Origin of the sequence: Streptomyces sp. S.PB5, from assembly GCF_030403745.1 — a bacterium.
Lineage (GTDB): Bacteria > Actinomycetota > Actinomycetes > Streptomycetales > Streptomycetaceae > Streptomyces.
On sequence record NZ_JAQMWP010000036.1, the window covers coordinates 1 to 22,532 of the forward strand.

Below are 22,532 nucleotides of genomic sequence, written 5' to 3' on the forward strand. Positions count from 1 at the left end.
TCGCGGAACTCCGCGTTGTAGATGCGTTTCCTGGATCCCACGACCCTCAACTATCCCTCCGGTCACGGTCTCCACGCTACGAGGGGAGGCTCACAGTGACCAGTGACCCAAGGCGTGGTCCCCGCACCCCTTCCGGAAGCCGGACAACGGCGTGGTGCTCCCACAACCCGGTGATGGTTCCCTGCGGGAACTGGGGCAGGTAGCCGTGGCCCGTCACCCAAGGCGACCGGTCGGAGCCGAGGACCTTGCTACCGACATCGAGCACAAAGCGGTCAGTGGCGGGAACGCTGATCACCGTCGCCGCGGCAACCAGCGCCAGATCCTCCACACCGCATGTGCCGATAGCCAGCTGGGTGGCGTCATTGAAGACGTAGACACCGGGCCGCAACTCGTTCACCTCCCCCGGCTGCCACCGCCCCACCGTAGGGGTCGACCCGCCACTGATCACACGGACGTCGATCCCAAGGTCCCGCAGCGCCTGTGCGGCCTCGCTCAGTGTGCGCTCCTCGTCCCGTGCGGCACGCTCGCGCGCCTGCACGTCGTGCCCGTAGCCGTGTCCCGGGAACGTGAACACCCCGGCAACATCGAGACCCGCGTCTGCGGCAGCCTTCCCGACCTCACCAGCAGCGTGAGGCTGCACTCCCGTGCGATGGCTCCCGCTGTCGACCTCGATGAGCACCTCGACCGGCCGGGCGCTGCCCCGCACGGCCTTGCCCAGTCGCTGCGCGCCTTCGACCGATTCGACGCCGACTCTCAGGGCGACGTCGTCGGCCAACCTGCGCAGCCGCTGCGTCTTGTCGGCATCGAGCCACACGGGGTAAGCGATGAACAGGTCATCCACGCCGACCCGGGCGAATGCCTCGGCCTCGCTGATCGTGGCCACCGACAGCCCGCGAGCGCCGGATCGAAGCTGACGGTCGGCGATCTGCGCGCACTTGTGGCTCTTGGCGTGCGGGCGCAGAGCGAACCCTTGAGACCGCGAAGCATCAGCCATCCGTGAGATGTTTCTGTCCAGAACGTCCGGATCGACCACGAGCGCCGGCGTAGCCAGCCCATCGGGCAGCGGTAGCGCCATCTCTTGCCTCCCATCACGGAACACGTCCAGATGATCATGGCAGGTCGGCGGACCAGGCCCACAGGGCCATCACCTCAGGCCGTATGTACCAATCGGGACGAACTAAGGACTGTCCGGGTCGATGCGGACAAGACCCGGGCCGGCGTCGACGAACGAGTCCTCGAAGTGCACGTCGTGCCGGTCGGTGCATCGAAGCGCGGCATGCACCTCGGCACCGCATCCCTTGTGGCGTACGACGACCGGGGGCCCCTGCTCGTCGGTGGCCCAGGTGTCGCCCCACTGCCGTAGTGCCACGAGCACGGGCAGGAAGTCCCGGCCCTTCTCGGTCAATTGGTAGGCGTGCCGGGTCCGTTGGCCGGGCTCCTGATAGGGGACGCGCTCCAGAAGTCCGGCGGCGGTCAGTTCCTTCAGGCGTGCCGCTGCAGCGGGTTCGCCGATACCGACCCGCTTCGCGAAGTCGTCGAACCGGCGGGTGCCGAAGAACGCCTCGCGCATGATCAGCAGCGCCGCCCTGGTGCCGACGATCTCCAGGGTCCGGGCGATGGAGCAGTTGGCCATGGACCAGGCGTCCCGTTCCGACGACAGATCGCTCATCGCTCTTCCTCTCTCCTGGCTGGCTTGCTTCAGCAGTAGCCAGGCTATACCGTCGAAGCTGACTTCACTAAATGCAAGTCAGCCTTGGTCTGTGGACCCCGAGGGAGAAGTCATGGACATCAGCACAGCAACCGCCCTGGTCACCGGCGCCAACCGTGGGCTCGGCAGGGCACTCGCCCAGGAACTGGCCGCTCGAGGCGCCACCGTGTATGCGGCGGCCCGCCGACCCGAGCAGATCGATCTGCCCGGAGTGAAGGCGATCCAGCTGGACGTCACCGATCCGGCGTCGGTCGCCGCGGCCGCCGAGGCGGCCCCTGACGTCACCGTGCTGATCAACAACGCGGGCAGCTCCACCGGGGCCGATCCGCTGTCCGGCAACTGGGACGCGCTCCACCTGGAGTTGGACACCCACTACCTGGGCACCCTGCGCGTGATCCGGGCCTTCACCCCGGTGATCGAGGCCCGGGGCGGAGGGGCGATCCTGAACATCCTGTCGGTGTTGTCGTGGGTCGGCGTCCCGGCCGTCGGCGCCTATTCCGCCGCCAAGTCCGCGGCATGGAGCATGACCAACACCGTGCGTCAGCAGCTCGCGCCCAGCGGCATCACCGTGTCCGGACTGCACGTCGGCCTCATGGACACCGACATGGCCCGCCACCTCACCGAACCGAAGACCGACCCGGCGGACGTCGCCCGTGCCGCCGCGGACGGCATCGCCGCCGGTGCACCCGAGATCGTCGTCGACGACTTCAGCCGCCAGGTCCTGGCGAACCTCTCCGGCGGCGTCGCCGCCCTCTACCCACAGCTCGGCTGAGCCGACTCCCTCCGCAGTCGCCGCCCAGCGCGCAGGCCGGTCGAAGCGCCCTGGCGAGCCGACCGGCGATCGGCAGACCTCCCGGCTGACTGCCAAGCAATCACTGACAAGAGGTAACTATCGTGTCTGAAAAAAGTGCACTCGCATACGAGGTCTTCATCGCCGACCCCATCCCGCAGAACGTTGCCGAACGCGTACCCAACGGCGACCGGCGCATGTTCTCGCCTCTGTCCGTCACGCTTGTCCACGGGGACCGTGACGCCGTGCTGGTCGACCCGCCTCTGACCATCAGTCAGGCTGAAGCAGTGGGGGAGTGGATCGAAGCCAGCGGCAAGAATCTGACCCATATCTTCATCACTCATGGCCACGGGGACCACTGGTTCACCGCTGACCTGCTCGCCCGGCAGTTTGGCGCTCAGGTCGTCGCGTCGGCGGGCACCATCAAGCAGATGCATATCAATGTGGCGATCCGTGAACGCTTCTGGGACGCCCTCTTCCCCGGCCAGATCCCGGACGCCCCCGTAACGGCCGTCACTGTGCCCAAGAACCGGTTCACGCTCGAAGGACACGAACTGGTGATCGTCGAGGCCGGTCACAGCGACACCGACGACACCAGCGTCCTGCATGTCCCTGCCCTCGAGCTGGTGGTCGCCGGCGACGTGATCTACAACGGCGTGCACCAGTTCCTGCGCGAAGCCGCGAACGGGGGCCTGGAGGCATGGCGTCAGGCCATCGACACCGTCGAAGCCCTCCACCCCCGCTGGATCGTCACCGGCCACAAGAACAAGGAGCTCGACGACGACGCCACTCGCGCCATTGCCGAGACCAGGCAGTACCTCGACACCGTGGACGAGCTGCTCCCCAAGCACGACGATGCCCTCGGCTTCTTCGAAGCCATGGTGGACCGGTTTCCCGAGCGTCTGAACCCCGGTGCTCTGTGGGGCGGAGCGGTCGCCCTCTACCCCGGGCCTGTCAAATGAGCGTGTGACCAGGGTGGTTGGGGCAGTGCTCCACTGAGACTTCCTCACTCCCGCTGGCCAGAAGTAGTCCTTGGGGCCGGGGTGGCGGTGCTTCAGGAGCCGGTTTGGACGCAATGCAGTGACTCTCTTGGTGATGTTGGTGAGTTGCTGGCGGCTGTCTGTGCGCGGTGCTTGGCCGGGAGTGTGCGGGGCGGCCTCGTCGGTGGAGGTGGTCGCGGTGTCGCTGCCGCCGGAGAGCCACCAGCGAACCCCGGCACGGACAGTGCGAACGGCGCGGGCAGCGTGTCCGATGGGCACCCCGGCCATGCTCATCAGGGACCGGCCGGATGTCCTGTTCCAGGACGAGGAGTTCGCCGGCGTATATCCGGACGACGGCAGGCCGGGATTGTCGCCGGGGCAGCTCGCGCTGGTGTCGGTGCTGCAGTTCGCGGAAAACCTGTCCGACCGGGCGGCGGCGGACGCGGTCCGCACCCGGATCGACGAGAAGTACGCCATTGGGCTGGAGCTGGAGGATCCGGAGTTCGATCACTCGGTCCTGTGCGAGATCAGGGCCACGCGGGCCGAGCAGGATGGCGCCGCCGACCGGCTGCTGCAGGTGATGCTGGACCGGCTGAGGGAGGCAGGCCTGCTCAAGGCCGGGGGCGGCAGCGCACCGACGCGTGTCCTGGACGGAGCTGAGGATCAAGGCCCACACCTATCTGTAGACCCGGTTCGCCGAGGCAGACTGCCGATCCTGCCCCGACCGCACCCGGTGCACATCCTCTGCGGCCCGGCCCCGCTCAGCGGCCGTGCTGCCCCGGCCGCTGCATGAGATCCAGACGCGAAACCGACTCGATCAGCAGACTGAGCAGTGGCAGCACCGCTACGCGATCCGCGCCGGCATCGAGGCCACCTTCTCGCAGAACGTCCGGGCCCACGGGCTGCGACGTTCCCGCTACCGCGGCCTGGCCCGCACCCACGTCCAGCATGCCCTCACCGCGATGGCCTGCAACGTCGCCCGCATCGCCGACTGGATCGATGCCGCACCCAGAACACGACGCCGGGCCAGGCACTTCCGCACTCTGTGCTCAGCCACCGCATGACCTGCCCAACATCACCAGCAGAGTCACGGCGTTGCCTCCACTCCCGCATCGACGTACGAGCCCCGCAGCCGTCGGCCGGCCTCGATGCGGTCGCCGTCGCACCGGGTCAGGAGCGTGATCTCGGCGCAAGGGGACTCGGGCGGCGGTAACCCCGCGCCGGGCGTGCCGTTCGGCACGGGGTTACCGCGTGCCCGTGTGTCATTCGGCTCTGATGTTGTCCACGTACACGATGCCCTTGGTCGCCGCGCCGCTCCCATGGACGAGGTACAGGTTGAACGCCGTCACCTCGGCGAGGTGAGCCGCGTCGAGCACGGCTCCGGCGTGTGCGGTGTCCCAGGGAGCGGGCGCGAACTCGCTGAAGGGCGCCCTGACTTCCTGCCCGCTCGTGTCGGACAGCGGAACCTGGTACCAGAAATCGACTCCGCCGGCGACGATCTGGAGCGCCCCGCCGTTTGCGGAACCGTCGCCCCGCAGCCACAGCGCAAGGGATGTGAAGGCGGACCAGTCCGCGTCGACCGGCTTGCCCGTGCCGGTGTACTCGGCGCCGGTGAAGTCGTACGCGTAGGCCAGTCCGTAGGTGCCCGAGGACTTGTGGTCGGCCGACAGGGTGAGGGTGTGGGAGTTGACGTGGGTGTACGCCTCGTTCAGGGCGACATCGTCTCCGGCGTATCCCTCGAAGTCGTCGACCCAGCCGGCAGGCAGCGGTTGGGCCTCGGTGAGGAGGACCACGGCCGAGTCGGTGAGCGTCTTGCCATCCACCCGCGCGCTCACGGTGAGGGTCACCGAGCGGTTGTTCCGCGTGGCCGGGTCGATCGACCAGTCGCCCGAGTAGAAGCCGTCGCCGTCGAGGCGCAGTGGTCTGGCGCGTCCGCCGTTCACGCGGTAGGTGACCCGGCTCGCCCTCGCGGGCGTGATACGCACCCGGACGGTGGTCTTGGAGGCCGTTACGCGCTGTCGGTCCGTAGGGGTCACAAGGTGCAGGAACGGGGCGTTCCTGACAGCGGTGGTGCGAGCGGAGTACACCCCCCGGAGATCAGCGGCGAACAGGGTGTAGGGGTCCTGGTGGTAGGCGACGAAGTCCGGCAGCAGGACGTGGCCCGGGTACGGGACATAAGCACGCTTGGTGCCTCCGAAGTTGGCCCAGGTGAGCATGTACGTCACCTGACGGGCCAGCGGGTCCGCCTGGACGGCCTGCGACAGCTGGGTGAACCACTGCGGGTTGCGGACCTCGGTGCCGCCCTCCCCGAACTCGGTGAAGGCCGGTGCCTTGCCTCGCTCGTTCGCCAGCCGGACCACCATCGCCAGATCCTTCACCACACCGTCCAGCCAGGGAGTCGGTCCGGCGTTCTCGTCGTAGGAGTCGTAGCCGAGGATGTCGACGAAGCGGTCGCCGGGGTAGGTCTTCAGGTAGCCGGTCGGGTCGCCTCCGAAGCTCGAGTTGGGCGAGTAGGCGTAGAGCAGGTTGTGGACGCCTCTGGTGTCGCGCAGGTACTCGACGGTGTAGCGGAACAGCTCGATGAACTCGGCCGAGGTGGTGTGGCCGGCGCCCCACCAGAACCAGGCTCCGTTGTTCTCGTGGAAGGGGCGGAAGACGACCGGGATCGCGGTGCCGTCCGGCCGCCGTGCGCCCTTGACCGCTTTCGCGATGCGATCGAGGAAGGCGTTGAAGTCCGCGTGTTTCGCGCCTCCGGGAAGGATCTGGCTGACCACTCGGCCCGTTGTGTCGTAGAAGTTCTTGCCGGTGACGAAGTTCGGCAGGTGAGCGCTGAGGGTGTTGATCCCGCCGCGTGCGTCTCCCTGCCGGATGCACCGGCTGAGCGCGGCGATGTTCTCGGCTTCGGTGCCGTCCTCGACGCCGGGGCGTTCGTCGCCGTCGAGGACGAGGGTGTCCCAGCCGAAGACCGCGGGGTAGTCACCCACCGCCGCCCTGGTGTCGGACGCCTTGCCGTCGGGGGCGGTGAAGGTGAAGCCATAGGTGAGGTCGTGCTGGTGACCGAACAGGATGCCTTTGCCCTGCTGCCGCTTCAGGTACGCGAACAGCGCGCGGGTGGCGGGGGTCGCCTTGTCGTCGACGATCCGGACCGGCGTCGGCGCGCCGGCGAGCGCGGTGGGGGAGGTCGCCGCGGCGGCCACCGATGACCGGGCGCCGGACGCCGCGGCGACCGTGGCGCCGAGGAGGATGAACGTGCGACGGTTCAGTGGAGAGCTGGGCATGTATGTCTCCGTTTGATGCGGCGATCTCTCGCCAAGGGGAGGTTGCCTCTGGGGGCGCCGGGGTGCACGGCCCCGAGGGGTGTCGCGGGCCGCCCGCGTCGGCGGCGCCAGGCGCGTCGTGCGGGTACGGCGGCTGGTCGCCGTAGCCGTAGTCGTATGGCGGGCCGGGGCGCTCAGGTAGCTGTGGACAGGCGGGTGCTCGGCCTGGTCAGTCGGCCGTCGAACAGTCCTCGCACTCCGGGGCCGAGCGGTCTTCCGCTCGCAGGTCTGCGACCCCGAGCTGTGAAACCGGCCCGGATCGCTCAGTGGCGCCTCGCGCGGACCCGTTGCAGTGCAGCGCTGGAGGAACAGGAGGACGACGAGCGTGGCCACGATGCGAGGAGTGCACCGGCCGTGATGTCGTTCCCGTGGGCGCCGAAGGGGATGAGAACTCGGAAAGGGTCGCCGGGGCCCCGGCGATCGGGTCGCCGTGAGGACCGGCCACGGCTCTGCCCGAGATTGCGGTCGGTCGTGACTTCCCCGGTAGGAGTGCGTACTTCACAGCGTGGCCGACCTTGAGCAGGAACGTGGAGCCGTCCCTGGACTTCTTGACCATCTCGATCTCGGTGGGCTGAAGGTCACTTGTGGGGGTCCTTCCCGTGACGCGGTCGGCTGCAGGTAGAGGGGGTCCTGGTCAGGGACATCCGCAACGCACGACACACGTGTGCTTCAAGTGGCGCTATTCGACTAGAGGTTGAGCAAAAAAGAAAGAGTCTGGCTTGTCTTGGCCAAGTCGCCTCATGCGGCGAGTCATTGACGATCGACCTCCAGGTTCACTGCCGTCCATTCGCCGGGAAGGAGACAAGGGTGGTGTTCTGTCCGCGGAGGCTGGCGACAGCGATCGCTGACGTGTGCTCTTGACCGGCCGCTGAAGTGAAGGACGCCCACCGGGCGCCGGCCTTCACCCCGCACGGCCTGGTCCTCGACGGAAGCGGGCCTGCTGGGAGGCCCGCGCAGCCGAACTCCGCGTCGCCCCGGTCGTGTTGGGCCAGGTCGCAGAGGATGAGGTGCCGCCCTTGGCGGCGGCCGCAGCTGCTTCCGCATCACCGACCCGGGCAGCACAGACCCCGACGAGTTCCACGCCCGGATCGCCCGCCGTGTCCAGGCCCGAGGACTGGCTTGCCTCGCCACCGTCGCCGTGCACGAGCGCACCGTGTTGCGCGCCTGCCTGCGCAACTACCGCACCAGCACGGACGACCTCGACCTGCTCATCAGCGAAGCCCTCCAGACCGCCGACGCCGACGAGCCGGTGGGGGTGGGTTCGTAGGTGGGAGCGGGCAACGTGTGTCGATGGTTTTGGGCGACACTGAGCAATCAAACGGTTCGGAAATGTCGATGGGAACCGACAACACTGGAGGGATCCGAGCCGCTCTCAGGTGACCTGACAGCGATGCATGGAGCCCGGTTCCGGATCACCGGGCAGCCCATGTTGTCGCAGGCTGGCCGTATCTGATCGGTGATGGGCCGTCATGCGAGCGCTCTCCAGCACAATGAGCGCGTGACGAAGCCTGAGGAAGTCGGATCATCGTCCGTCGGCACGGGACTTGTTGTCGGCATGCTGATCGGCGTCGCCATCGGGTTGGCGCTCGGGGTGTCCGTCTTCGACAACATAGCGATCGGCCTGGCGCTAGGAAGCGGTGCAGGCGGAGTCCTCGGCATCACTCTCATGACGGCTCAACGCTCACGGCGCCAGTCCCCATAAGCTCTGCGCGAGATGGCTGGCGCACCTTTGACGGCCCCGTGGACGGTCAATGGCTGGCTGGGCCGTGTCCGGCGGGTCATGTGGCCGTGATGGCACCCTGTCAGTTTTTGCGGGCCGGCCTGCGCCCGGTTGTGAGGCGTTTCCCCTCGGGCCTGGGCAGGACCGCCAGTGCCGTGTCTGCGATGTTCCGCAGTGTCTCCGGATCCAGGCCGGCCTTGCCTACCGCCTCGATACCGCGGACCACTGTCAGCAGCAGTGCCGCCAACCGCTCCGGATCCGCGGCGCTGTCGATGTCGCCGTGGCGCTGCGCTGCGCAGATTTCCGTCCGTAGCAGGGTCAGCAGTGCGGTCATGGTCTCGGCCGACCGCCCGGCGACCGTCGGATCGCGATGGGCGAGTTCCGCCGCGCCCTTGGCCAACAGGCACCCGCGGCGTTCGGTGTCGGAGGCGGTGTTCTCCGCCATCAGGCGCACGTATCCCGACAGCCGGGCCAAGGCTTCTGCGTCCGGGCCGTCTGCGAGCCGCCCTTCGGCCACCTCGACGACCGCGGTGCACCAGTCGCCGAACACACGGTGGAACAGCTTGGCCTTGTCGCCGAACGCGCCGTACAGGCTGCCCTTGCCCAGGCCGGTCGCCTGGGCGATGTCGTCCATCCGGGTCCCTGCATAGCCGGTCGCCCAGAACTGTTCCCGGGCCCGCTCCAGGACTTGGCGTTCGTCGAATGCGCGTGGTCTCGGCATGGTCTCAGCGTATCCATTCTTGACTCGATCGTCCATTACTGCCTACGTTATGGACGATCCATTCCATAACTGAGGGGTTCGACATGTCAGGCGTACTGCAGGAGAAGGTGGCCGTGATCACCGGAGGGACCAGCGGGATCGGGCTGGCCATCGCCCACCGCTTCGTCCGGGAGGGCGCACGGGTCTTCGTGACCGGCCGGGACGTCGACCGCCTCGAAGCGGCAGTCAAGGAGATAGGTCCCGCGGCCACCGGCGTACGATCCGACGTCTCGGTCCTGGCCGACCTGGACGCGCTCTACGCGCGAGTCCGCGAGGAGGCCGGACGCATCGACGTGCTGGTGGCCAATGCGGGAATCGTCGCGGACGCCGCGCTCGGCGCCCACACCGAGGCGAACGTCGACCTGACCCTCGCCGTCAACGTCAAGGGCACGTTGTTCACCGTCCAGAAGGCGCTTCCGCTCCTGGCGGAGAACGCCTCCATCCTGGTCATCGGATCGAGCAACAGCGTGCGCCCCAATGAACAACTCGAGGTCTACAGTGCCTCGAAGGCGGCGGTGAGCAACCTCGTGCACAACTGGGCCCGGCAGTCGCGGGAGCGCCGATTCCGGGTCAACGTACTCAGCCCGGGGCCCACACGGACCCCTGGCCTGCTGGGCGCCGCGGGGCCGGACGTCGACCAGTTCGCCGAGGCCGTCGTGCCCCTGGGGCGGCTGGCCGACGCCGAGGAAATCGCCGACGCCGCCCTCTACCTGGCCTCGGACGCCTCGTCGTTCGTCACCGGCGCCGAACTCTTCGCCGACGGTGGCTACACCCGGGCCTGAACGACGGCCGGTGGTGCGCATCCGCTTCCCTGGAAGCGATGGGGCGCGCACTCTCGGCCGGGTGTTGAGGAGAGTGGCCGGCGCGCGGGCATCGTGAGGGAACTGCAAGACGGGGAGAGGGTGCTACTAGGTTTCTCCGGTGAGTTGCGACCGGAGCCAAAGTCCGATCGAGGCAACGGTGACAGTGCCGTAGAAGGCGTAGGCGCGTGTGTCGAACCTCGTCGCCGCGGCCCGGAAGCTTTTGAAGGCATTGGCCGTCAGCTCCACCTCGTTCCTGCGCCTGTAGACCGTCCTGCCGAAGCCGGCGGGCCGACCGCCCCTGCTGCCTTTGTGCTGTCGGTTGGCCCGCTGGTTCTTCGGTGCGGAGATCATGTGCTCGAACTGGCGCCAGGGCTTTGGTGATTTCCGGGCCCGAGCTGAGGGTCATGACTGTTGCTTTCTCAAGTCGGGGATGTCAGGCGGTGGGCGGGACGACGATGGCCTTGCCGGGCGCTGTGCCTGCGGCGGCGCGGGCGTGCAGGGCCGGCAGTTCGGCCAGCGGCACCCGCTCGGCGACGGCGATGTACAGTTCCCCGCGGTCGACCAGCGCCACCAGCTGTGCCAGTTGGTCGGCGTCGCTGCGCACGAACAGGTCGATGCCGCGTACGCCGCGCTCCTCGTCGCTGGGGGCGGGCATCCACACCGTCGTGTTCACCAGCACTCCACCGGAACGGATCAGGCCGGGGAGCGCGGCCAGTTGTGCCGGGTCGATCGGCGCGAGGTTGAGTACGACGTCGACCGGCTCGGTCACCGCTTCGGTCACCTCCGTGGCGGTGTGGTCGATGACCTCGTCGGCACCCGCCGTCCTGACCTGCTCGCTGCTGCGCGGGCTGGCCGTGGCGATCACGTAGGCGCCGGCGTTCTTGGCCAGTTGCACGGCATGGCCGCCGACCGCGCCGCCCGCGCCGTTGATCAGCACCCGTTGTCCGGCGGTCAGCTTGGCGTGGTCGAACAGCGCCTGGTACGCGGTCAGTCCCACCACCGGCAGTGCGGCGGCGTCGGCCAGCGGGACGCTCTTGGGTGCCGGGGCGAGGATCTCGGCCGGGGCGAGGACGTACTGCGCGGCGGCGCCGGACTTGTCCATCGGCAGGAAGCCGACGACCTGGTCACCGGCCGCGAGGCCGTTCACGCCCTCGCCCAGTGCATCGACGGTGCCGGCGACGTCTATACCGGGGGTGTGCGGCAGCTCCACCGGGAAGGGGCCGCGCATGAAGCCGCCGCGGATGTTGCCGTCGACGGAGTTGAACGTTGTCGCGGCGACGCGGATGCGGACTTGACCGGCCCCGGGGGCGGGAAGATCCACGTCCTCGTAGTTCAGGACGTCGGGGTCGCCGTACTCGTGGAAACGCACTGCCTTCATTTCGGTTCTCACCTTCACTGCGATCCAATGTACTTCGAATTCGAAGCACTGATGCGACACTACATCTGCTTCGAATTCGAAGCAAGTGTCGTTGGTCACTGCCGGTGCGAGCGCATCGCCGCGGCGAGTTCGGCGCCGGCGAGGTCGATGCGGGCGTGCAGCCGCCCTGCGTCGCTTTGGGCCGTGGGTTGCGAGTCGGCGGGGTCGGCGACGACGACCGTGGGCATGGGGTCGGCGTGCACGTCGGTCCGGCGCCTGTGTATGACGTGCGCGAGATCGGCCGCCAGCCGGTGCAGCTCCACCGCCTCCACCTCGGCGCGCGCACCACCGGCCGCGAGCGACCGGCACACAGCCTCCGCGGCCCGGTCGGCGAGCCGGCGAGCCGGACGCGGATGGCCGATGCCGGCACTCACGACGGCTGGCGACACCGGACTCCACACGGCGGTGCTCATCCCGGCATCGCGTGCACGGCTTCCTCCCTGCAGCCGGGCCGTGGTGCCGTCACCGGGGACGACCAAACGCGATGGCGCCGGACGGTTCCGCGGCTTCGGCGAGCAGCTGCGCGGAGTTCTCGAAACCCTCCGGGCGCGGCTGACGAAGGTCACGGCCCGCGTGGCGGAACGTCGTCTCCAGCCTCCCGGGGGGTCGAGATGAGCAGCAGATCCGCCTTGTCGGAGGTGATGCGGTAACCGTGCGGGGTGTGCCGGGGCAGAAAGACGATGCCGCCCTCCTGCAACTCGTGCTCCTCCTCGTCGGTCCACACCAGCGCCGAACCGGACTGGAGCAGGAGTACCTCGTCCTCGTTGTTGTGCACGTGGAACGGCGGCGCCTCGCCCTTGCTGATGTCGAAGCGGCCGACAGCCAGCTGCCCGCCGGTCGCCTCGGCGTCGAGCAGGACGCTGATGACACTCCCGCCGATCCACTCGACCCGCTGCTGGTCCTCACGTTGTGCGAGACAGGGGATGCTCGCGGCCGATCCTCGGGGTCCGTGGGCGGCGGCGTCGTCCTCCTGCCCGCAACCCTGCGTCGCCGAACTGCCCGGCCTCCATGTTCTGCGGTGTTCAGTCGGGCCCAATGCAGCCCATAGCGTGGGCTCTTGAGGTCACGGCATCGGGTCCGAGAGGCTCGCCCCCGCCCGGTCCATCCGCCTGGACGGCACCGCTGCCCGCAGAGAGTGCCGTGCCGGCTCCGCCTGTGGCGGCTGGGGGGACGACCAGCCACACTCTTCGAATTCGAAGCAGTACACTCCGGTCATGCCTGATGCACCGCCATCCCTCGACCCCGTACAGCTCGGCGCCTACTTCGATCTCATCGAGGTGACCAGCCTGCTCCGGCATGCAGTCGAGCAGCAGCTGCGCGAGACCGGTGATCTCAGCTATGTGCAGTTCCAGCTGCTGGCCCGCCTCGGAGACTCACCAACCGGCAGCCACCGCATGACCGACCTGGCCGACGGCGTCGTCTACAGCCGCAGCGGTCTGACCTACCAGGTGGATCTGCTCGAAAAGCGGGGCCTGGTCGTGCGCGCTCCCTCGCCCGACGACGAGCGGAGCATCACCGTCACCATCACCGACGCCGGACGTGAGCTGCTGGCCAAGGTGCTGCCGGGGCACGTCGAGGTGGTCAGCGGCCTGCTGTTCGAGCCGCTCTCCCGCGACAACGTCAAGGCCCTCGCCGCCCTGCTGGCGCCGGTACGCGACCACATGCGCTCGACGCCACCCCGCTCGGCCGCGTCCCGCCGCCGCAAAGGCGGAGCATAGGGACCCAACAGGCGTCGGAGCCCCGCAGACTCCTGCGGAACAGGACGCGGCGAGATGCCGGGCCGGCCGCGGCAGTCGCCGGTGAACCGGCACGCGACAGATGCAGACCGAGTCAGACCGAGGCGTCAGCCCGGACGGCGGGCGAATCGCGCCGGTGTCGCCTGGTAGTGCTTCTTGAAGGCACGGATGAAGCGGCTTTTGTCGGTGAGGTGCCAGCGCGCGGTGGCCTGACCAGACGCTGAGCGGTGAGCGAGGTGCGCTCAGCGTCGCGGCCGCTTCTTCCAGGCGTCGGCGGCGGATGTAGGCGCTGAACGACTCGTCCCGACTCGCGAACGCCCGCTGCAGGGTGCGGACCGAGACGTGCAGGTCCGCGACGACCGCGGCCGGCGACAGGCCGGCGTCGGTGAGGCGGGCATCGGCCAGATCCTTGGCCGCCCGGGCCGGCGCCGGCGTGAAGGACGTCCCTGGAGGATGTGCCACCTCCTGCTCCTACGCTTCGAGAGCGGCGCCTCCGCGTGGACGGCTGAGCAAAGGGCGTGCGCAGACACTGTCTTGGCGTTGGCCGAGCGTCAGCAGGATCGGGAGGAGGCGGCCTTTGCCGTCGCAGGCGAGATGGATCTTGGTGGTCCGTCCGCCTCGTGATCGGCCGAGGGCGTGACCCTCCGGTTCGTCCCGCCACCGGCTCCCACTGGGGTCGCCGACCGGCGACGGGCGCCGCCCCGCCGTGCTCGTGGCCGATCTCTTGGAACCTAGAGGAGTTCCAGAGGGGGCGGAGCAGCAGCCGACTCGGCTCCGTGCTGCCGGATGCGCTCGTCAGCCAGCTGTCAGAGCCGCCAGAGCGCGGTCCATCGCGGCGTTGAACTCCTCAGGTGTCAGCGGCAGGCGGGCCTTGATGTCCTGACTCCACTGGTCGGCGAGGACTTCGGCGGAACCGGCCTCGACACCGTCGAGGGCGGCGTCGGCCAGGTCGGACGGAGCGAGCTTGTCCACGGGCCAGCCCGCCGACATGTCGGTGTCGGCCAGGCCGAGATGTACTGCTGTGACGAGCGTGCCCTGCTCGGCGAGCTCCAGGCGGACGCCGTTGGTCATGGCCCAGGCGGCGGCCTTGGACAGGTGGTAGGCGTTGGCGCCCTTGACGCCGAACCACGACATGGCGGAAAGGACGTTGACGATCGCGCCCCCGCCGTTCCTGGCGAGTGCCGGCGCGAACTCCCGGATCATTCCCAGGTGGCCGAACATATTGGTCTCCAGCTCGTGCCGCACTGCGTCGAGCGAACCGGTCACCAGGTCTGTCCCCGTACTGATCCCGGCATTGTTGATGAGCAGCGAGACGTCCGGGGCGGCCTGGGCGGCGGCCCGCACCGATGCGGGATCGGCGATGTCGAGAGGCAGCACCTCGACCCCGGGCAGGTCTATGGTCTCGGGTCGGCGGGCCGTCGCGTAGACCTTGTGGGCGCCCCGTTCGAGCAGGCGCTGGGCGAAGGCGCGGCCCAGGCCGCGGTTGGCTCCCGTGACAAGGGCGACGGAGTTGTTGATATCCATGGCCGGTACGCTAAAACCTGACGCTAACGTCAGAGGCAAGTGCTGATCGTCGGAGCCAGGTGAGAGGAGTCACCATGTCCGTCACGGAGGACGCGACCGAGCGGTTGATCCGCATCGGCGAGGTGGCTCGGGGGGCCGGCGTGTCGGTGCGCGCCGTGCGCTACTACGAGCAGCAGGGACTGCTCACCCCGGAGCGCAGCCCGTCCGGCCAGCGCCTGTACCGCCAGGACGCCATCGCCCGGGTCCGCTTCTTCCAGCAGATGTACGCCGCCGGCCTGACCAGCCGAAGGATCACCGAACTGCTTCCGTGCTGGGACGCGGGTCACACCGACGCCGATCAACGAGTCATGCTGCGTGTGGAGCGCGAGCGCATCCAGGCCAAGATCGACGAACTGCAGGCCGCCCGGGACCGCCTTGACCAAGTCATCGCGATCACGGAAACGCACCCGTAGGCGCGTTCGGTCTGACCTCTTACCAGCGGTCCGACCTCGCTGTCCCGGCCGGCGCGACGAGGAGTAGTGGAGGGGCAGTCACCGCCGGGTGGGTTCGGCCGGCCGGGGGGGCGGGCGACGGCGTGCGGTTCACTGAGCCTCTTCGAGCGGGTCCCTGATCAGGTGACAGGCCGCGAAGCGCAACGAGGGAGGCCCCGAGCTGTTGAACGAGATGTCCGACGAGTACCCGGAAATCTTCCATAACCGACAGCGCAGGCACTCCGCGCTGGGCATGCTCAGCCCGGTGGAGTACGAACTCCGCACCCCCATCCGTAGCGTGAAACCAAGCAACTCGACTCCACCCAACTCGGGGCAGTCCGGAGCCTCCACCGATCCCGGAGCGCTTCATTCGGGACTGGGCCGAGGCCCATGGACACCAGGCTCTGGCAGCGCCGCAGATCGATGCTGATGAGCAAGTGGCGGCGACGCTCACGGCGTTGGCTGTGAGGGTCACCGGGGCGACCGGCTTTTGTCGGGGTTCTGGAGGCAACTCCATGGTGATGATTACCTTCGGGCGGGTCGCCTTGGCCATGGCAGACGGCAGCGCGTCCACGTTCAACATCAATATCAACTAGCGGACAGGCGCTGCCGCGTTGAAAGCCTCGCTGTCCTCACGTCCGGAAGGGCAACAGCTTTCTTGTCGAGGTCGAAGCCCTCGTACTTCGCATGGTGGTGATCCATCGTGCCGATGCAGGAGCGGGAGACCCCGCCCCTGCGTCGCAGCCGGTCAGCCGGGGAGGTGGGTCAGAGATCGTCCGGCGGGAGCAGGAGCTGGCCCTGCTGAGAGAGTCTTCGCCATTGGCTCGGGGTGGTGCCGTAGGTCTGGCGGAAGCGGCGGGAGAAGAAGGCGGGGTTGGTGAAGCCCCAGCTGCGGGCGATGGTGTCGATGGTGCGGTGGGAGTGTCTGGGGGCTGCGAGGTCGGCACGGGCGCCCTCGAGCCGGTGGCGGATGATCCACTTTTCGAGACTGACTCCGCCGTCGTCGCACAACCGGTACAGCGTCCGAACGGAGGTGTTGTGCGCCCAGGCGATCCGCTGAGGGGTGAGGTCCGGTTCCCTGAGGTGGGTGCGGGTGTAGGCAAGGACACGGGTGAGGAGGGTTTCCCTTGCGACGGCTCGGCGGGTGGGGTCGTCGCCGGCGACGGACACCACCCAGGCTCGGACGAGTTCCATGGTGGCGGAGGCGAGGGCGTCGGCTTCGGGGCCCATGGTGATCTGGTCGGCGATGCGGTGCATGCCGAGAACGTGGTTGATCAGGAGCCGTCCGATGGGGCTGTGCTCGAGCGTCGGGATGGATGCGCGGATCGTCTCTTCGGGCAGGCTGAGGCGTTCGGTGTCGAACATCAGGGCCAGGGTGCTTCCCAGGCCGGACCACCAGTACTCGTATCCGTCCGGCATATGGTGCAAGGTCGCGCTGTTCGGGCCGATGCGCTGGCGATGGTCGGCCCAGGCGAAACCGCCGACTCCCTGGCGGTGAATATTGATCGCGACGGTATCCATCACATCGCGCCGCGCCTGCCGGAGTGAGCGCGTGATGCGCATCCCTGTGCCCTGGGTGTGGAAGAGCGTGAGCGGGCCGAGGTGCCAGAGTTCGAGTCGTTTCCAGGTCGTGGCCTCGGGCTGCTCCTCCTGGACGGAGGAGACGCCGCCTTCGCCGGCGGCCACCGCCTCGAAGGTCGCGATCCGGTCACCGACTCGAAGATCGTTTGTGTCGAGGACGAGCACGGCGCCTCCCGTTCCGGGCGGCGTCAGGCCGCCGCCTAGGGTGCGAGTGTCCGCCGTGCGGAGCTTTCCGGGCAAAGATGCATGTACAGCACACAGGCATGTGCACATGTCCATGTCTGCGACCCCGCACCGCCATTCCCGTCCACCACGAAGGCTGGCGCCACTTCCACGAGGGCCGCGACGCCATCGAGCACGAACTCGCCCACGCACCCGCCCACATCCGCAACCGCTTCCGCCGGCTGCCCACCGGAACCGCCACGGATGTCAGCACCTGGCCCGAGGCGTGCCACACCTCCCGCACCACCCTCACCCACAGGTCTGCCCCTCACCCAGGGCCACGCCCATGCGGCCTTCTGAAGCCCATGCAGCCCAGGCCCTGCGCGCCGACCGATGGGCCGCTGGTGCCGAGGGGGGGTGGCCGGGAGGGTGAGGGCAGACAGGGGAGAGGCTCTCCTTGCCGTGGTGGGTGGCCGGGAGAGCACGGATGTCAGGCGTGGCGGGGGATGGTGATGTCGATGATCTCCTGCACGCGGGCGGTGAGATCCTCGCGATTGCACTGGACCCAGGAGATGTGCTGACTGCCGAAGAACGCGGCGACGATGACCCGCGCCATGGCGGCGATGTCGGTGGTGGGCCGCAGTGCGCCTTCTTCCTGTGCCTGTGTCAGCAGTTCGGTGATGAGCTGGGTGAACCCGCTGAACGGCGTCGGCAGGTCGGCGTCGACCAGGTTCCGTTCGATCTGCAGCCGGGCGCCGGCCTGCATGACCGGGTTGTCGCGCAGGGCGACCGCGGTCCGCAGAAGGAGCTCGGCGACCGCGTCGAGCGGCGGGAGCTGCCTGTCCGTCACCGATTCGGCGATGGCGGGCAGCTGTGTGTAGAACTCCTCGGTGACCGCGACGGCCACCGCCTCCTTGTTGGTGAAGTGGAAGTAGACGGCTCCCTTGGTCATCTCGGCGAGGTCGGCGATGTCCTGGAGCGTGACGGCGGGGAACCCTTTGGCGGCGAACGCAGTGGCGGCGGCGTTGAGAAGCAGCCTCCGGGTGCGACCGGCCCGTTCCTGCTTGAGCTCCCGCGGGGCGGACTTGGCCACGGTGGGTGTCCGGAGATGCTTGCTCATGATCCCTCTTCCGTACGCTTCTGCGGTGCCCGGTGCGCATGCCACGCACGAGATGGGTCGCTTGCTAGATACCTCTGCGAAGGTATATTTTCACATCGCATCGCCACGGTATTCCCGAACCCCACGAGGGAGAGACCATGGGCCAGTTCCCAGGTGAAACGGGCACCGCAGAAGTGAATGCCTCTCTGAAGTTTCTTCAACCGGTCTCCCGGCAACTGGTCCACCGGGCCGCCGTCGCGGAGGTCTTCATCACGGACGCCCTGCAGGTGGGCCGGGACAGGTTCCTCGTGGGAGCCCAGTGGCCCCGAGACCACGCGCTTTACTATCCCGACGCCCAGGGCGTGAGCGACCCGCTGCTGCTGACCGAGACGGTACGTCAGGCCCTGGTCTACCTGGCGCACGAGTACTGCGGCATCCCGCTGGGGCACCGCTTCGTCGGCAGCGACACCCACTTCGACATCACGGACCATGCGGCCCTTGTGGTCGGCGACACCCCGTTGCACGTCACTTTGGACGTCCAGTGGTCGTGGCTGGCGAACAGGCCGCCCCGGCGCTTCGGCATGCGGGTGGACGCGGTGGTGTCCGTGGCCGGGCGCGAGTGTGCCCGGGCCGGACTGAGCGTCTGCGCCGTCGACGAGGAGCTGTACCGGCGGCTGCGCTGGCGGGGAAAGCAGGGGCAGGGCCATGACGGGACCGACCGGGCCGGGCACTGCGCCGCAACTCGCCTGCCGGCGGCCGACGTCGGGCGCCTGCGGGCCAAGGACAGCGTGCTGGGCCGCACGGAGGCGGGGGAGTGGCAGTTGCTGGTCGATCTCCATCACGCCGTGCTCTTCGACCACCCCGGAGACCACATACCGCTGATGGTCACCCTGGAAGGCGCCCGCCAGCTGGGCCACCGCCTGCTCCACCGCCGCTCGGACGCATCCGCGCAAGCGGTTCTGCGCGCCGTCCAGGTCGACTGCCCCGCCTTCGCCAACCTCGACGAACCGGTGCGGCTGTGTGCCGAGTTGCAGCCGTCGGCGGCTGCGCCGGACGGCAAGCGGCTGCGCATTGCGGCCGTGCAGCGGGAGGAGGCCGTCGCCACGGTCACCATGGAGTGGCTGCCCCGGGCCCTGCTCGCCGCGCCTGACAAGGTCACCTTCTGCTCCGACACGGTCGGCTCCGGCGCGGCGGTATAGCGGGCGGCGCAGGTCGGCGGGCCGTCCTCGCCGGCTGCCGCGGACTGCGCTGCATGAGACAACCGACGGCTCACCGCCCCCTGTGAGGTGCGCGGACTGCGCCGGCCGGCGGACGTCCGAGCGCGCAGCGGCACCGGCCATGGAGTTCTGCACGGCGGCGAGGGCCGTCCGGACCCGGACGCGTGCGGAAGCGCAGGTGCGCCGGGAGCGCTGCCTCTCGCACGGCATCTGCACCTCCAAGTAAGAAACCGTTGAGAAAGTATTTTTCCATATCGATGCCCGGCTCGACAAGGAGCTGAATGATGCTCGATCATGCTGAGCCGCGGGAAAGGCCGCGATCAGGCCTTTCCCGTCCGCAGCGAACGGGCGGCGCACTCGCCGAGGACGCCGTCCTGCGTGCCGCCCGTGCGGCAGGAGATGCCGCACGGGCGGCGGACCGGGACCGGCGGCTGGCGCCCGGGGTCGTGACCGCGCTGAAAGAGGCGGGCTTCGCACGCTACTTCGTGCCCCGTCGATGGGGCGGCCGGGAGGGTGGCTTCGCCGACCTGATCACCGCCACGGCGCTGATCGCCGGACACTGCCCCTCGGCGGCCTGGTGCGGCATGCTCTGGGCCGCGCATGGGCGCTACGCCGCCAGGCTGCCCGAAGAAGGACAGCGGGAGCTGTGGGCGAAGGGCCCCGACACGCTGATCGTCGCGGCCCTGGCCCCGCCCGCCGGAGCGGCCCGCCCGGTACCGGGCGGCTGGCTGCTGGAGGGCCGGTGGGACTGTGTCAGCGGCGTGGACCACTCCCACTGGGTGCTGCTCGCGGCGCCCGTCGTCGACGCCCCGGTCGCAGCCGGTGCCGCCCCCGCGGCTCCGGCGCGGGCCGCGGCACGGGTCCTGGTGGTGCCGCGTTCCGAGGTGAGCGTGCACGACACCTGGCGCAGCACCGGATTACGCGGCACCGGCAGCAACTCCGTCGAGGTGCACGGGGTGTTCGTCCCCGACCGGCGCGCCTGCCTGCTGGGCCACATGCTCGCCACCGTGGCCGAGCCCGGCGCCACACCGGCACGCCAGGCGTCCGCGCAGCTGGCCGGCGGCCCGATGTTCTGCGCGCCGGCGCTCGGCGCGGCCCGGCTGGCTCTGCGGTCCTGGACGCGCTGGGCGGTGACTTCGGCCGCCGGGCGCCCGGCGGCCCTGGGCGAGCCGGCCGTCCAGCGGGTGCTGGCACGCTCGGCCGCCGAGATCGACGCCGTGGCGCTGCTGCTGGACCGGGCCGCAGCCGGCGCCGACGCCGAGCCCACCGCGGCGCGTGTCGAGGCGGCCAACCGGCGCGACGCCGCGGTGGCGGCCGAGCTGCTGGTGGAGGCCGTCGAGCGGCTGTTCAGGACGGGCGGGCTCCATGCCCGGGACGACACCAGCGAGGTCCAGCGGGCCTGGCGGGACACGCACACGGTGGCGGCGCACGGCGCCCTGCGCCTGGACGTCGCGGCCGGCGCGTACGCCGACTGGGCCGAGGGCGAGTGGTCGGCGTCGGCGCTGTGGGAAGCGCGGTGAGCCGGCCTGCCCGCTTGGTCTTCAGTGACGTCGACGAGACCCTCATTGCGGTGAAGTCCCTGTTCGACTTCCTCGCGTACTACTTCTGTGCCACCCGCGGAACGCCGGGAGCCCGCCACGCGGCCGGCGTCCGCCGGGAGCTGTCCCGCCGCACGTCCGCCGGCGCTCCCCGGGAGGCCATGAACCGCCTGTACTACCGCGCCTGGGCGGGTGAGCCCGCCGCCCGGGTCGAGGAGCTGGCCCGGGTCTGGTACGCCGAGCGGTCGGCGGCTGCCGGCTTCTACCTGGCCTCCACGCGCCAGGCGCTGGAGGTGCACCGTGAGGCGGGGGACATGGTGATCCTGGTGTCCGGATCGTTCCCCGCGGTCCTGGCGCCCATTGCCGCGGAGGTGGGCGCGGCGTGCCTGCTGTGCTCGGTCCCCGAGGCCCGAGCCGGCGTGCTGACCGGCCGCCTCGTGGGCGAGCCCTGTATCGGGGAGGCGAAGCGCACGGCGATCCGCGCCATGCTGCGAAGCCGCCCGGCCGTGGACCCGGCGCACTGCTACGCCTACGGGGACCACGTCTCGGACCTGCCGATGCTGGCGGAGGTGGGCAACCCGGTCATCGTCGGCGGATCGGTGCAACTGCGGGCGCGGCTGCCGTGGGCGCGGGTGCTGCACCCGCAGACCGCGAGCGAGGTCCCCGCCCTGCTGCGCCCGCGAGAGCGGCGCCGGGAGGAGACCCCGAGGGCCGGTGTCTGAGAACGGCACCCTCCTCCTTGCCGGCGACGGCGCACGCGAGCAGCGTCGTGCCGGTGGCGGGGTGGCCGTGGAGCAGCGCGCCCCGGGGGGATCTCAGCGCCGGCCGAGCTGAAACCTCGCCGGCGTCTGCAGCCCCCCTTTTTTTTGGTGGCTGTACGGCCGAGCGCGCCCCCGGTACGCGCCCTGTCTCGGGCGCGGCGGGGGGAGGGTCGGGGCGCGCTCGGGTGAGGAGGCGGGCGCACTCGGAGGTGGGTGCACTTCACCTTCGGGTACGGCCCTGTGGCGCCGGCCGGTCCGGCGCCGGTGCGGACACGGTCGCCCACAGCTCGTCGAACCGCCGTGCCGCGTCGGCGTCGTCGTCGGGCACGGGATGGGGGATCCCGAAGAAGGCTGACATCAGCAAGCGGGCCACGGCCTGCGGGGGCAGTTGGCCCGAGCCCCCGCCGTCGGCCTGCGTCTGTGCGACGGCACGGGCCAGGGGCAGGCAGATCCGTTCCACCAACCCGTGTTCGTTGTGGTCCAGACAGGGGACCTCCACGGCGAGCCGCAACGCGGAGCGGGCCCGCGCGTCCTGGCGCAGGTGCCGGGTGAGGTCGAGGACCGTCTCGCGCAGTGCGTCGACCGCCGCCGGTCCCGGCCGGTCGGCCCGCGCCGCCCGCAGGCTCAGCTCGGCTCCGGCCTCTTCGACCAGCGCCGCCGCCAGCTTCTCCTTGGAGGAGAAGTGACCGTACAGCGCGCCCTTGGTCATGCCGGTGCGCTTGACCACATCGAGCAGCGTCGTGCCCATGTAGCCGTGCGCGGCGAACTGCTCGGCCGCCGCGTCGAGCACCTGCTGCCGTGTGCGGACTGCACGCTTTTGAACCATGCCGAGCCTCCACCCGAATAAAAACCTTTAGAAAGGTATGTTATGTGGTGCCGTACCGCCGACCGCATTGACATGACCTTATCCAGGTGGCGCCGGAGCGCGGCGATATCCCGCCACCGCCGC

Annotated in this window: 22 protein-coding genes and 4 pseudogenes; 13 read left to right on the forward strand and 13 right to left on the reverse strand. The window is 69.4% G+C overall.

Features of this window, described 5'->3' with window-relative positions:
* Positions 1–76: 76 nt before the first annotated feature.
* On the reverse strand, positions 77–1,075 hold the full coding sequence (locus tag PH203_RS47285; RefSeq protein WP_289928911.1) for an alanine racemase: 999 nt from the start codon (positions 1,073–1,075) through the stop codon (positions 77–79).
* Positions 1,076–1,177: 102 nt separating this feature from the next.
* The gene (locus tag PH203_RS47290) at positions 1,178–1,669 is read right to left on the reverse strand and encodes a helix-turn-helix domain-containing protein (protein WP_289928913.1); all 492 of its coding nucleotides are present in this window, start codon (positions 1,667–1,669) and stop codon (positions 1,178–1,180) included.
* A gap of 112 nt (positions 1,670–1,781) precedes the next feature.
* Here PH203_RS47290 and PH203_RS47295 point away from each other — a divergent pair, with 112 nt between their 5' ends.
* The 3 genes and pseudogenes from PH203_RS47295 to PH203_RS47305 all read left to right on the forward strand — a co-directional run bounded on the left by PH203_RS47295 (position 1,782) and on the right by PH203_RS47305 (position 4,542).
* The gene (locus tag PH203_RS47295; protein WP_289928914.1) at positions 1,782–2,480 is read left to right on the forward strand and encodes an SDR family oxidoreductase; all 699 of its coding nucleotides are present in this window, start codon (positions 1,782–1,784) and stop codon (positions 2,478–2,480) included.
* A 215-nt stretch (positions 2,481–2,695) separates the two neighbouring features.
* Positions 2,696–3,460: an MBL fold metallo-hydrolase gene (locus tag PH203_RS47300; protein WP_289928915.1), complete on the forward strand. Its 765-nt coding sequence runs from the start codon at positions 2,696–2,698 to the stop codon at positions 3,458–3,460.
* Between the two features lie 217 nt (positions 3,461–3,677).
* A pseudogene (locus tag PH203_RS47305) lies at positions 3,678–4,542 on the forward strand (transposase).
* 198 nt (positions 4,543–4,740) lie between these two features.
* Here the strand turns inward: PH203_RS47305 and PH203_RS47310 are convergent.
* Positions 4,741–6,756, reverse strand: a complete 2,016-nt coding sequence (locus tag PH203_RS47310; RefSeq protein WP_289928918.1) for a glycosyl hydrolase — start codon at positions 6,754–6,756, stop codon at positions 4,741–4,743.
* A 1,177-nt stretch (positions 6,757–7,933) separates the two neighbouring features.
* Between PH203_RS47310 and PH203_RS47315 the strand changes: the two genes are divergently transcribed.
* Positions 7,934–8,062, forward strand: a complete 129-nt coding sequence (locus tag PH203_RS47315; protein WP_289928919.1) for a hypothetical protein — start codon at positions 7,934–7,936, stop codon at positions 8,060–8,062.
* A 231-nt stretch (positions 8,063–8,293) separates the two neighbouring features.
* Positions 8,294–8,497 (forward strand): hypothetical protein, encoded by a 204-nt coding sequence (locus tag PH203_RS47320; RefSeq protein WP_289928920.1) that lies wholly within the window; start codon positions 8,294–8,296, stop codon positions 8,495–8,497.
* 100 nt (positions 8,498–8,597) lie between these two features.
* Here PH203_RS47320 and PH203_RS47325 read toward each other — a convergent pair whose 3' ends face one another.
* Positions 8,598–9,236: a TetR/AcrR family transcriptional regulator gene (locus PH203_RS47325; RefSeq protein WP_289928922.1), complete on the reverse strand. Its 639-nt coding sequence runs from the start codon at positions 9,234–9,236 to the stop codon at positions 8,598–8,600.
* Between the two features lie 83 nt (positions 9,237–9,319).
* Here PH203_RS47325 and PH203_RS47330 point away from each other — a divergent pair, with 83 nt between their 5' ends.
* Complete coding sequence (locus PH203_RS47330; protein WP_289928923.1) at positions 9,320–10,057, forward strand: SDR family oxidoreductase; 738 nt, start codon at positions 9,320–9,322, stop codon at positions 10,055–10,057.
* Between the two features lie 126 nt (positions 10,058–10,183).
* On the opposite strand, the pseudogene PH203_RS47335 reads toward PH203_RS47330, so the two are convergent.
* From PH203_RS47335 to PH203_RS47350, 4 genes and pseudogenes are all read right to left on the reverse strand, one after another.
* Positions 10,184–10,417, reverse strand: a pseudogene (locus tag PH203_RS47335) (IS5/IS1182 family transposase); the annotation flags it as partial.
* Positions 10,418–10,511: 94 nt separating this feature from the next.
* Complete coding sequence (locus PH203_RS47340) at positions 10,512–11,456, reverse strand: NADP-dependent oxidoreductase (RefSeq protein ID WP_289928925.1); 945 nt, start codon at positions 11,454–11,456, stop codon at positions 10,512–10,514.
* A gap of 95 nt (positions 11,457–11,551) precedes the next feature.
* A complete protein-coding gene (locus PH203_RS47345) occupies positions 11,552–11,908 on the reverse strand; it encodes a hypothetical protein (RefSeq protein ID WP_289928927.1) in 357 nt (118 codons plus the stop codon).
* 149 nt (positions 11,909–12,057) lie between these two features.
* Positions 12,058–12,531 (reverse strand): cupin domain-containing protein, encoded by a 474-nt coding sequence (locus PH203_RS47350; protein ID WP_289928928.1) that lies wholly within the window; start codon positions 12,529–12,531, stop codon positions 12,058–12,060.
* 178 nt (positions 12,532–12,709) lie between these two features.
* On the opposite strand from PH203_RS47350, the gene PH203_RS47355 reads away from it, so the two are divergent.
* Positions 12,710–13,213 (forward strand): MarR family transcriptional regulator, encoded by a 504-nt coding sequence (locus tag PH203_RS47355; RefSeq protein ID WP_289928930.1) that lies wholly within the window; start codon positions 12,710–12,712, stop codon positions 13,211–13,213.
* Between the two features lie 558 nt (positions 13,214–13,771).
* On the opposite strand, the pseudogene PH203_RS47360 reads toward PH203_RS47355, so the two are convergent.
* Positions 13,772–13,873: pseudogene (locus PH203_RS47360) on the reverse strand (IS5/IS1182 family transposase); the annotation flags it as partial.
* 153 nt (positions 13,874–14,026) lie between these two features.
* Positions 14,027–14,755 (reverse strand): SDR family oxidoreductase, encoded by a 729-nt coding sequence (locus tag PH203_RS47365; RefSeq protein WP_289928932.1) that lies wholly within the window; start codon positions 14,753–14,755, stop codon positions 14,027–14,029.
* Between the two features lie 74 nt (positions 14,756–14,829).
* Here PH203_RS47365 and PH203_RS47370 point away from each other — a divergent pair, with 74 nt between their 5' ends.
* The 3 genes and pseudogenes from PH203_RS47370 (at position 14,830) to PH203_RS49890 (ending at position 15,821) form a co-directional block, all read left to right on the forward strand.
* Positions 14,830–15,207 carry a MerR family transcriptional regulator gene (locus PH203_RS47370; RefSeq protein ID WP_289928933.1) on the forward strand — a complete coding sequence of 126 codons (378 nt, stop codon included), beginning with the start codon at positions 14,830–14,832 and terminating at the stop codon, positions 15,205–15,207.
* A 210-nt stretch (positions 15,208–15,417) separates the two neighbouring features.
* Positions 15,418–15,508, forward strand: a pseudogene (locus PH203_RS49885) (IS3 family transposase); the annotation flags it as partial.
* 85 nt (positions 15,509–15,593) lie between these two features.
* Positions 15,594–15,821 (forward strand): DUF6882 domain-containing protein, encoded by a 228-nt coding sequence (locus PH203_RS49890; RefSeq protein WP_354671326.1) that lies wholly within the window; start codon positions 15,594–15,596, stop codon positions 15,819–15,821.
* Positions 15,822–15,990: 169 nt separating this feature from the next.
* On the opposite strand, the gene PH203_RS47375 is transcribed toward PH203_RS49890, so the two are convergent.
* Entirely contained in the window at positions 15,991–16,971 is a 981-nt protein-coding gene (locus tag PH203_RS47375) for a helix-turn-helix domain-containing protein (protein WP_289928934.1), read from the reverse strand.
* Between the two features lie 487 nt (positions 16,972–17,458).
* Positions 17,459–18,088: a ScbR family autoregulator-binding transcription factor gene (locus PH203_RS47380; RefSeq protein ID WP_289928936.1), complete on the reverse strand. Its 630-nt coding sequence runs from the start codon at positions 18,086–18,088 to the stop codon at positions 17,459–17,461.
* 137 nt (positions 18,089–18,225) lie between these two features.
* Between PH203_RS47380 and PH203_RS47385 the strand changes: the two genes are divergently transcribed.
* The 3 genes from PH203_RS47385 to PH203_RS47395 all read left to right on the forward strand — a co-directional run bounded on the left by PH203_RS47385 (position 18,226) and on the right by PH203_RS47395 (position 21,544).
* Entirely contained in the window at positions 18,226–19,266 is a 1,041-nt protein-coding gene (locus tag PH203_RS47385; RefSeq protein ID WP_289928938.1) for a ScbA/BarX family gamma-butyrolactone biosynthesis protein, read from the forward strand.
* 302 nt (positions 19,267–19,568) lie between these two features.
* A complete protein-coding gene (locus PH203_RS47390; protein WP_289928939.1) occupies positions 19,569–20,804 on the forward strand; it encodes an acyl-CoA dehydrogenase family protein in 1,236 nt (411 codons plus the stop codon).
* 14 nt (positions 20,805–20,818) lie between these two features.
* Entirely contained in the window at positions 20,819–21,544 is a 726-nt protein-coding gene (locus PH203_RS47395; protein ID WP_289928940.1) for an HAD-IB family hydrolase, read from the forward strand.
* Between the two features lie 259 nt (positions 21,545–21,803).
* Here PH203_RS47395 and PH203_RS47400 read toward each other — a convergent pair whose 3' ends face one another.
* Positions 21,804–22,409, reverse strand: coding sequence for a TetR/AcrR family transcriptional regulator (locus PH203_RS47400; RefSeq protein WP_289928941.1), 606 nt, complete (start codon positions 22,407–22,409; stop codon positions 21,804–21,806).
* Positions 22,410–22,532: the final 123 nt, after the last annotated feature.

Excerpts from the sequence above, each read along its gene's own strand:
- PH203_RS47285 (WP_289928911.1), bottom strand. The coding sequence starts at position 1,075 with ATGGCGCTACCGCTGCCCGATGGGCTGGCTACGCCGGCGCTCGTGGTC.
- PH203_RS47290 (WP_289928913.1), bottom strand. The coding sequence starts at position 1,669 with ATGAGCGATCTGTCGTCGGAACGGGACGCCTGGTCCATGGCCAACTGC.
- PH203_RS47295 (WP_289928914.1), top strand. The coding sequence starts at position 1,782 with ATGGACATCAGCACAGCAACCGCCCTGGTCACCGGCGCCAACCGTGGG.
- PH203_RS47300 (WP_289928915.1), top strand. The coding sequence starts at position 2,696 with ATGTTCTCGCCTCTGTCCGTCACGCTTGTCCACGGGGACCGTGACGCC.
- PH203_RS47310 (WP_289928918.1), bottom strand. The coding sequence starts at position 6,756 with ATGCCCAGCTCTCCACTGAACCGTCGCACGTTCATCCTCCTCGGCGCC.
- PH203_RS47325 (WP_289928922.1), bottom strand. The coding sequence starts at position 9,236 with ATGCCGAGACCACGCGCATTCGACGAACGCCAAGTCCTGGAGCGGGCC.
- PH203_RS47330 (WP_289928923.1), top strand. The coding sequence starts at position 9,320 with ATGTCAGGCGTACTGCAGGAGAAGGTGGCCGTGATCACCGGAGGGACC.
- PH203_RS47340 (WP_289928925.1), bottom strand. The coding sequence starts at position 11,456 with ATGAAGGCAGTGCGTTTCCACGAGTACGGCGACCCCGACGTCCTGAAC.
- PH203_RS47345 (WP_289928927.1), bottom strand. The coding sequence starts at position 11,908 with ATGAGCACCGCCGTGTGGAGTCCGGTGTCGCCAGCCGTCGTGAGTGCC.
- PH203_RS47355 (WP_289928930.1), top strand. The coding sequence starts at position 12,710 with ATGCCTGATGCACCGCCATCCCTCGACCCCGTACAGCTCGGCGCCTAC.
- PH203_RS47365 (WP_289928932.1), bottom strand. The coding sequence starts at position 14,755 with ATGGATATCAACAACTCCGTCGCCCTTGTCACGGGAGCCAACCGCGGC.
- PH203_RS47370 (WP_289928933.1), top strand. The coding sequence starts at position 14,830 with ATGTCCGTCACGGAGGACGCGACCGAGCGGTTGATCCGCATCGGCGAG.
- PH203_RS47380 (WP_289928936.1), bottom strand. The coding sequence starts at position 18,088 with ATGAGCAAGCATCTCCGGACACCCACCGTGGCCAAGTCCGCCCCGCGG.
- PH203_RS47385 (WP_289928938.1), top strand. The coding sequence starts at position 18,226 with ATGGGCCAGTTCCCAGGTGAAACGGGCACCGCAGAAGTGAATGCCTCT.
- PH203_RS47390 (WP_289928939.1), top strand. The coding sequence starts at position 19,569 with ATGCTCGATCATGCTGAGCCGCGGGAAAGGCCGCGATCAGGCCTTTCC.
- PH203_RS47400 (WP_289928941.1), bottom strand. The coding sequence starts at position 22,409 with ATGGTTCAAAAGCGTGCAGTCCGCACACGGCAGCAGGTGCTCGACGCG.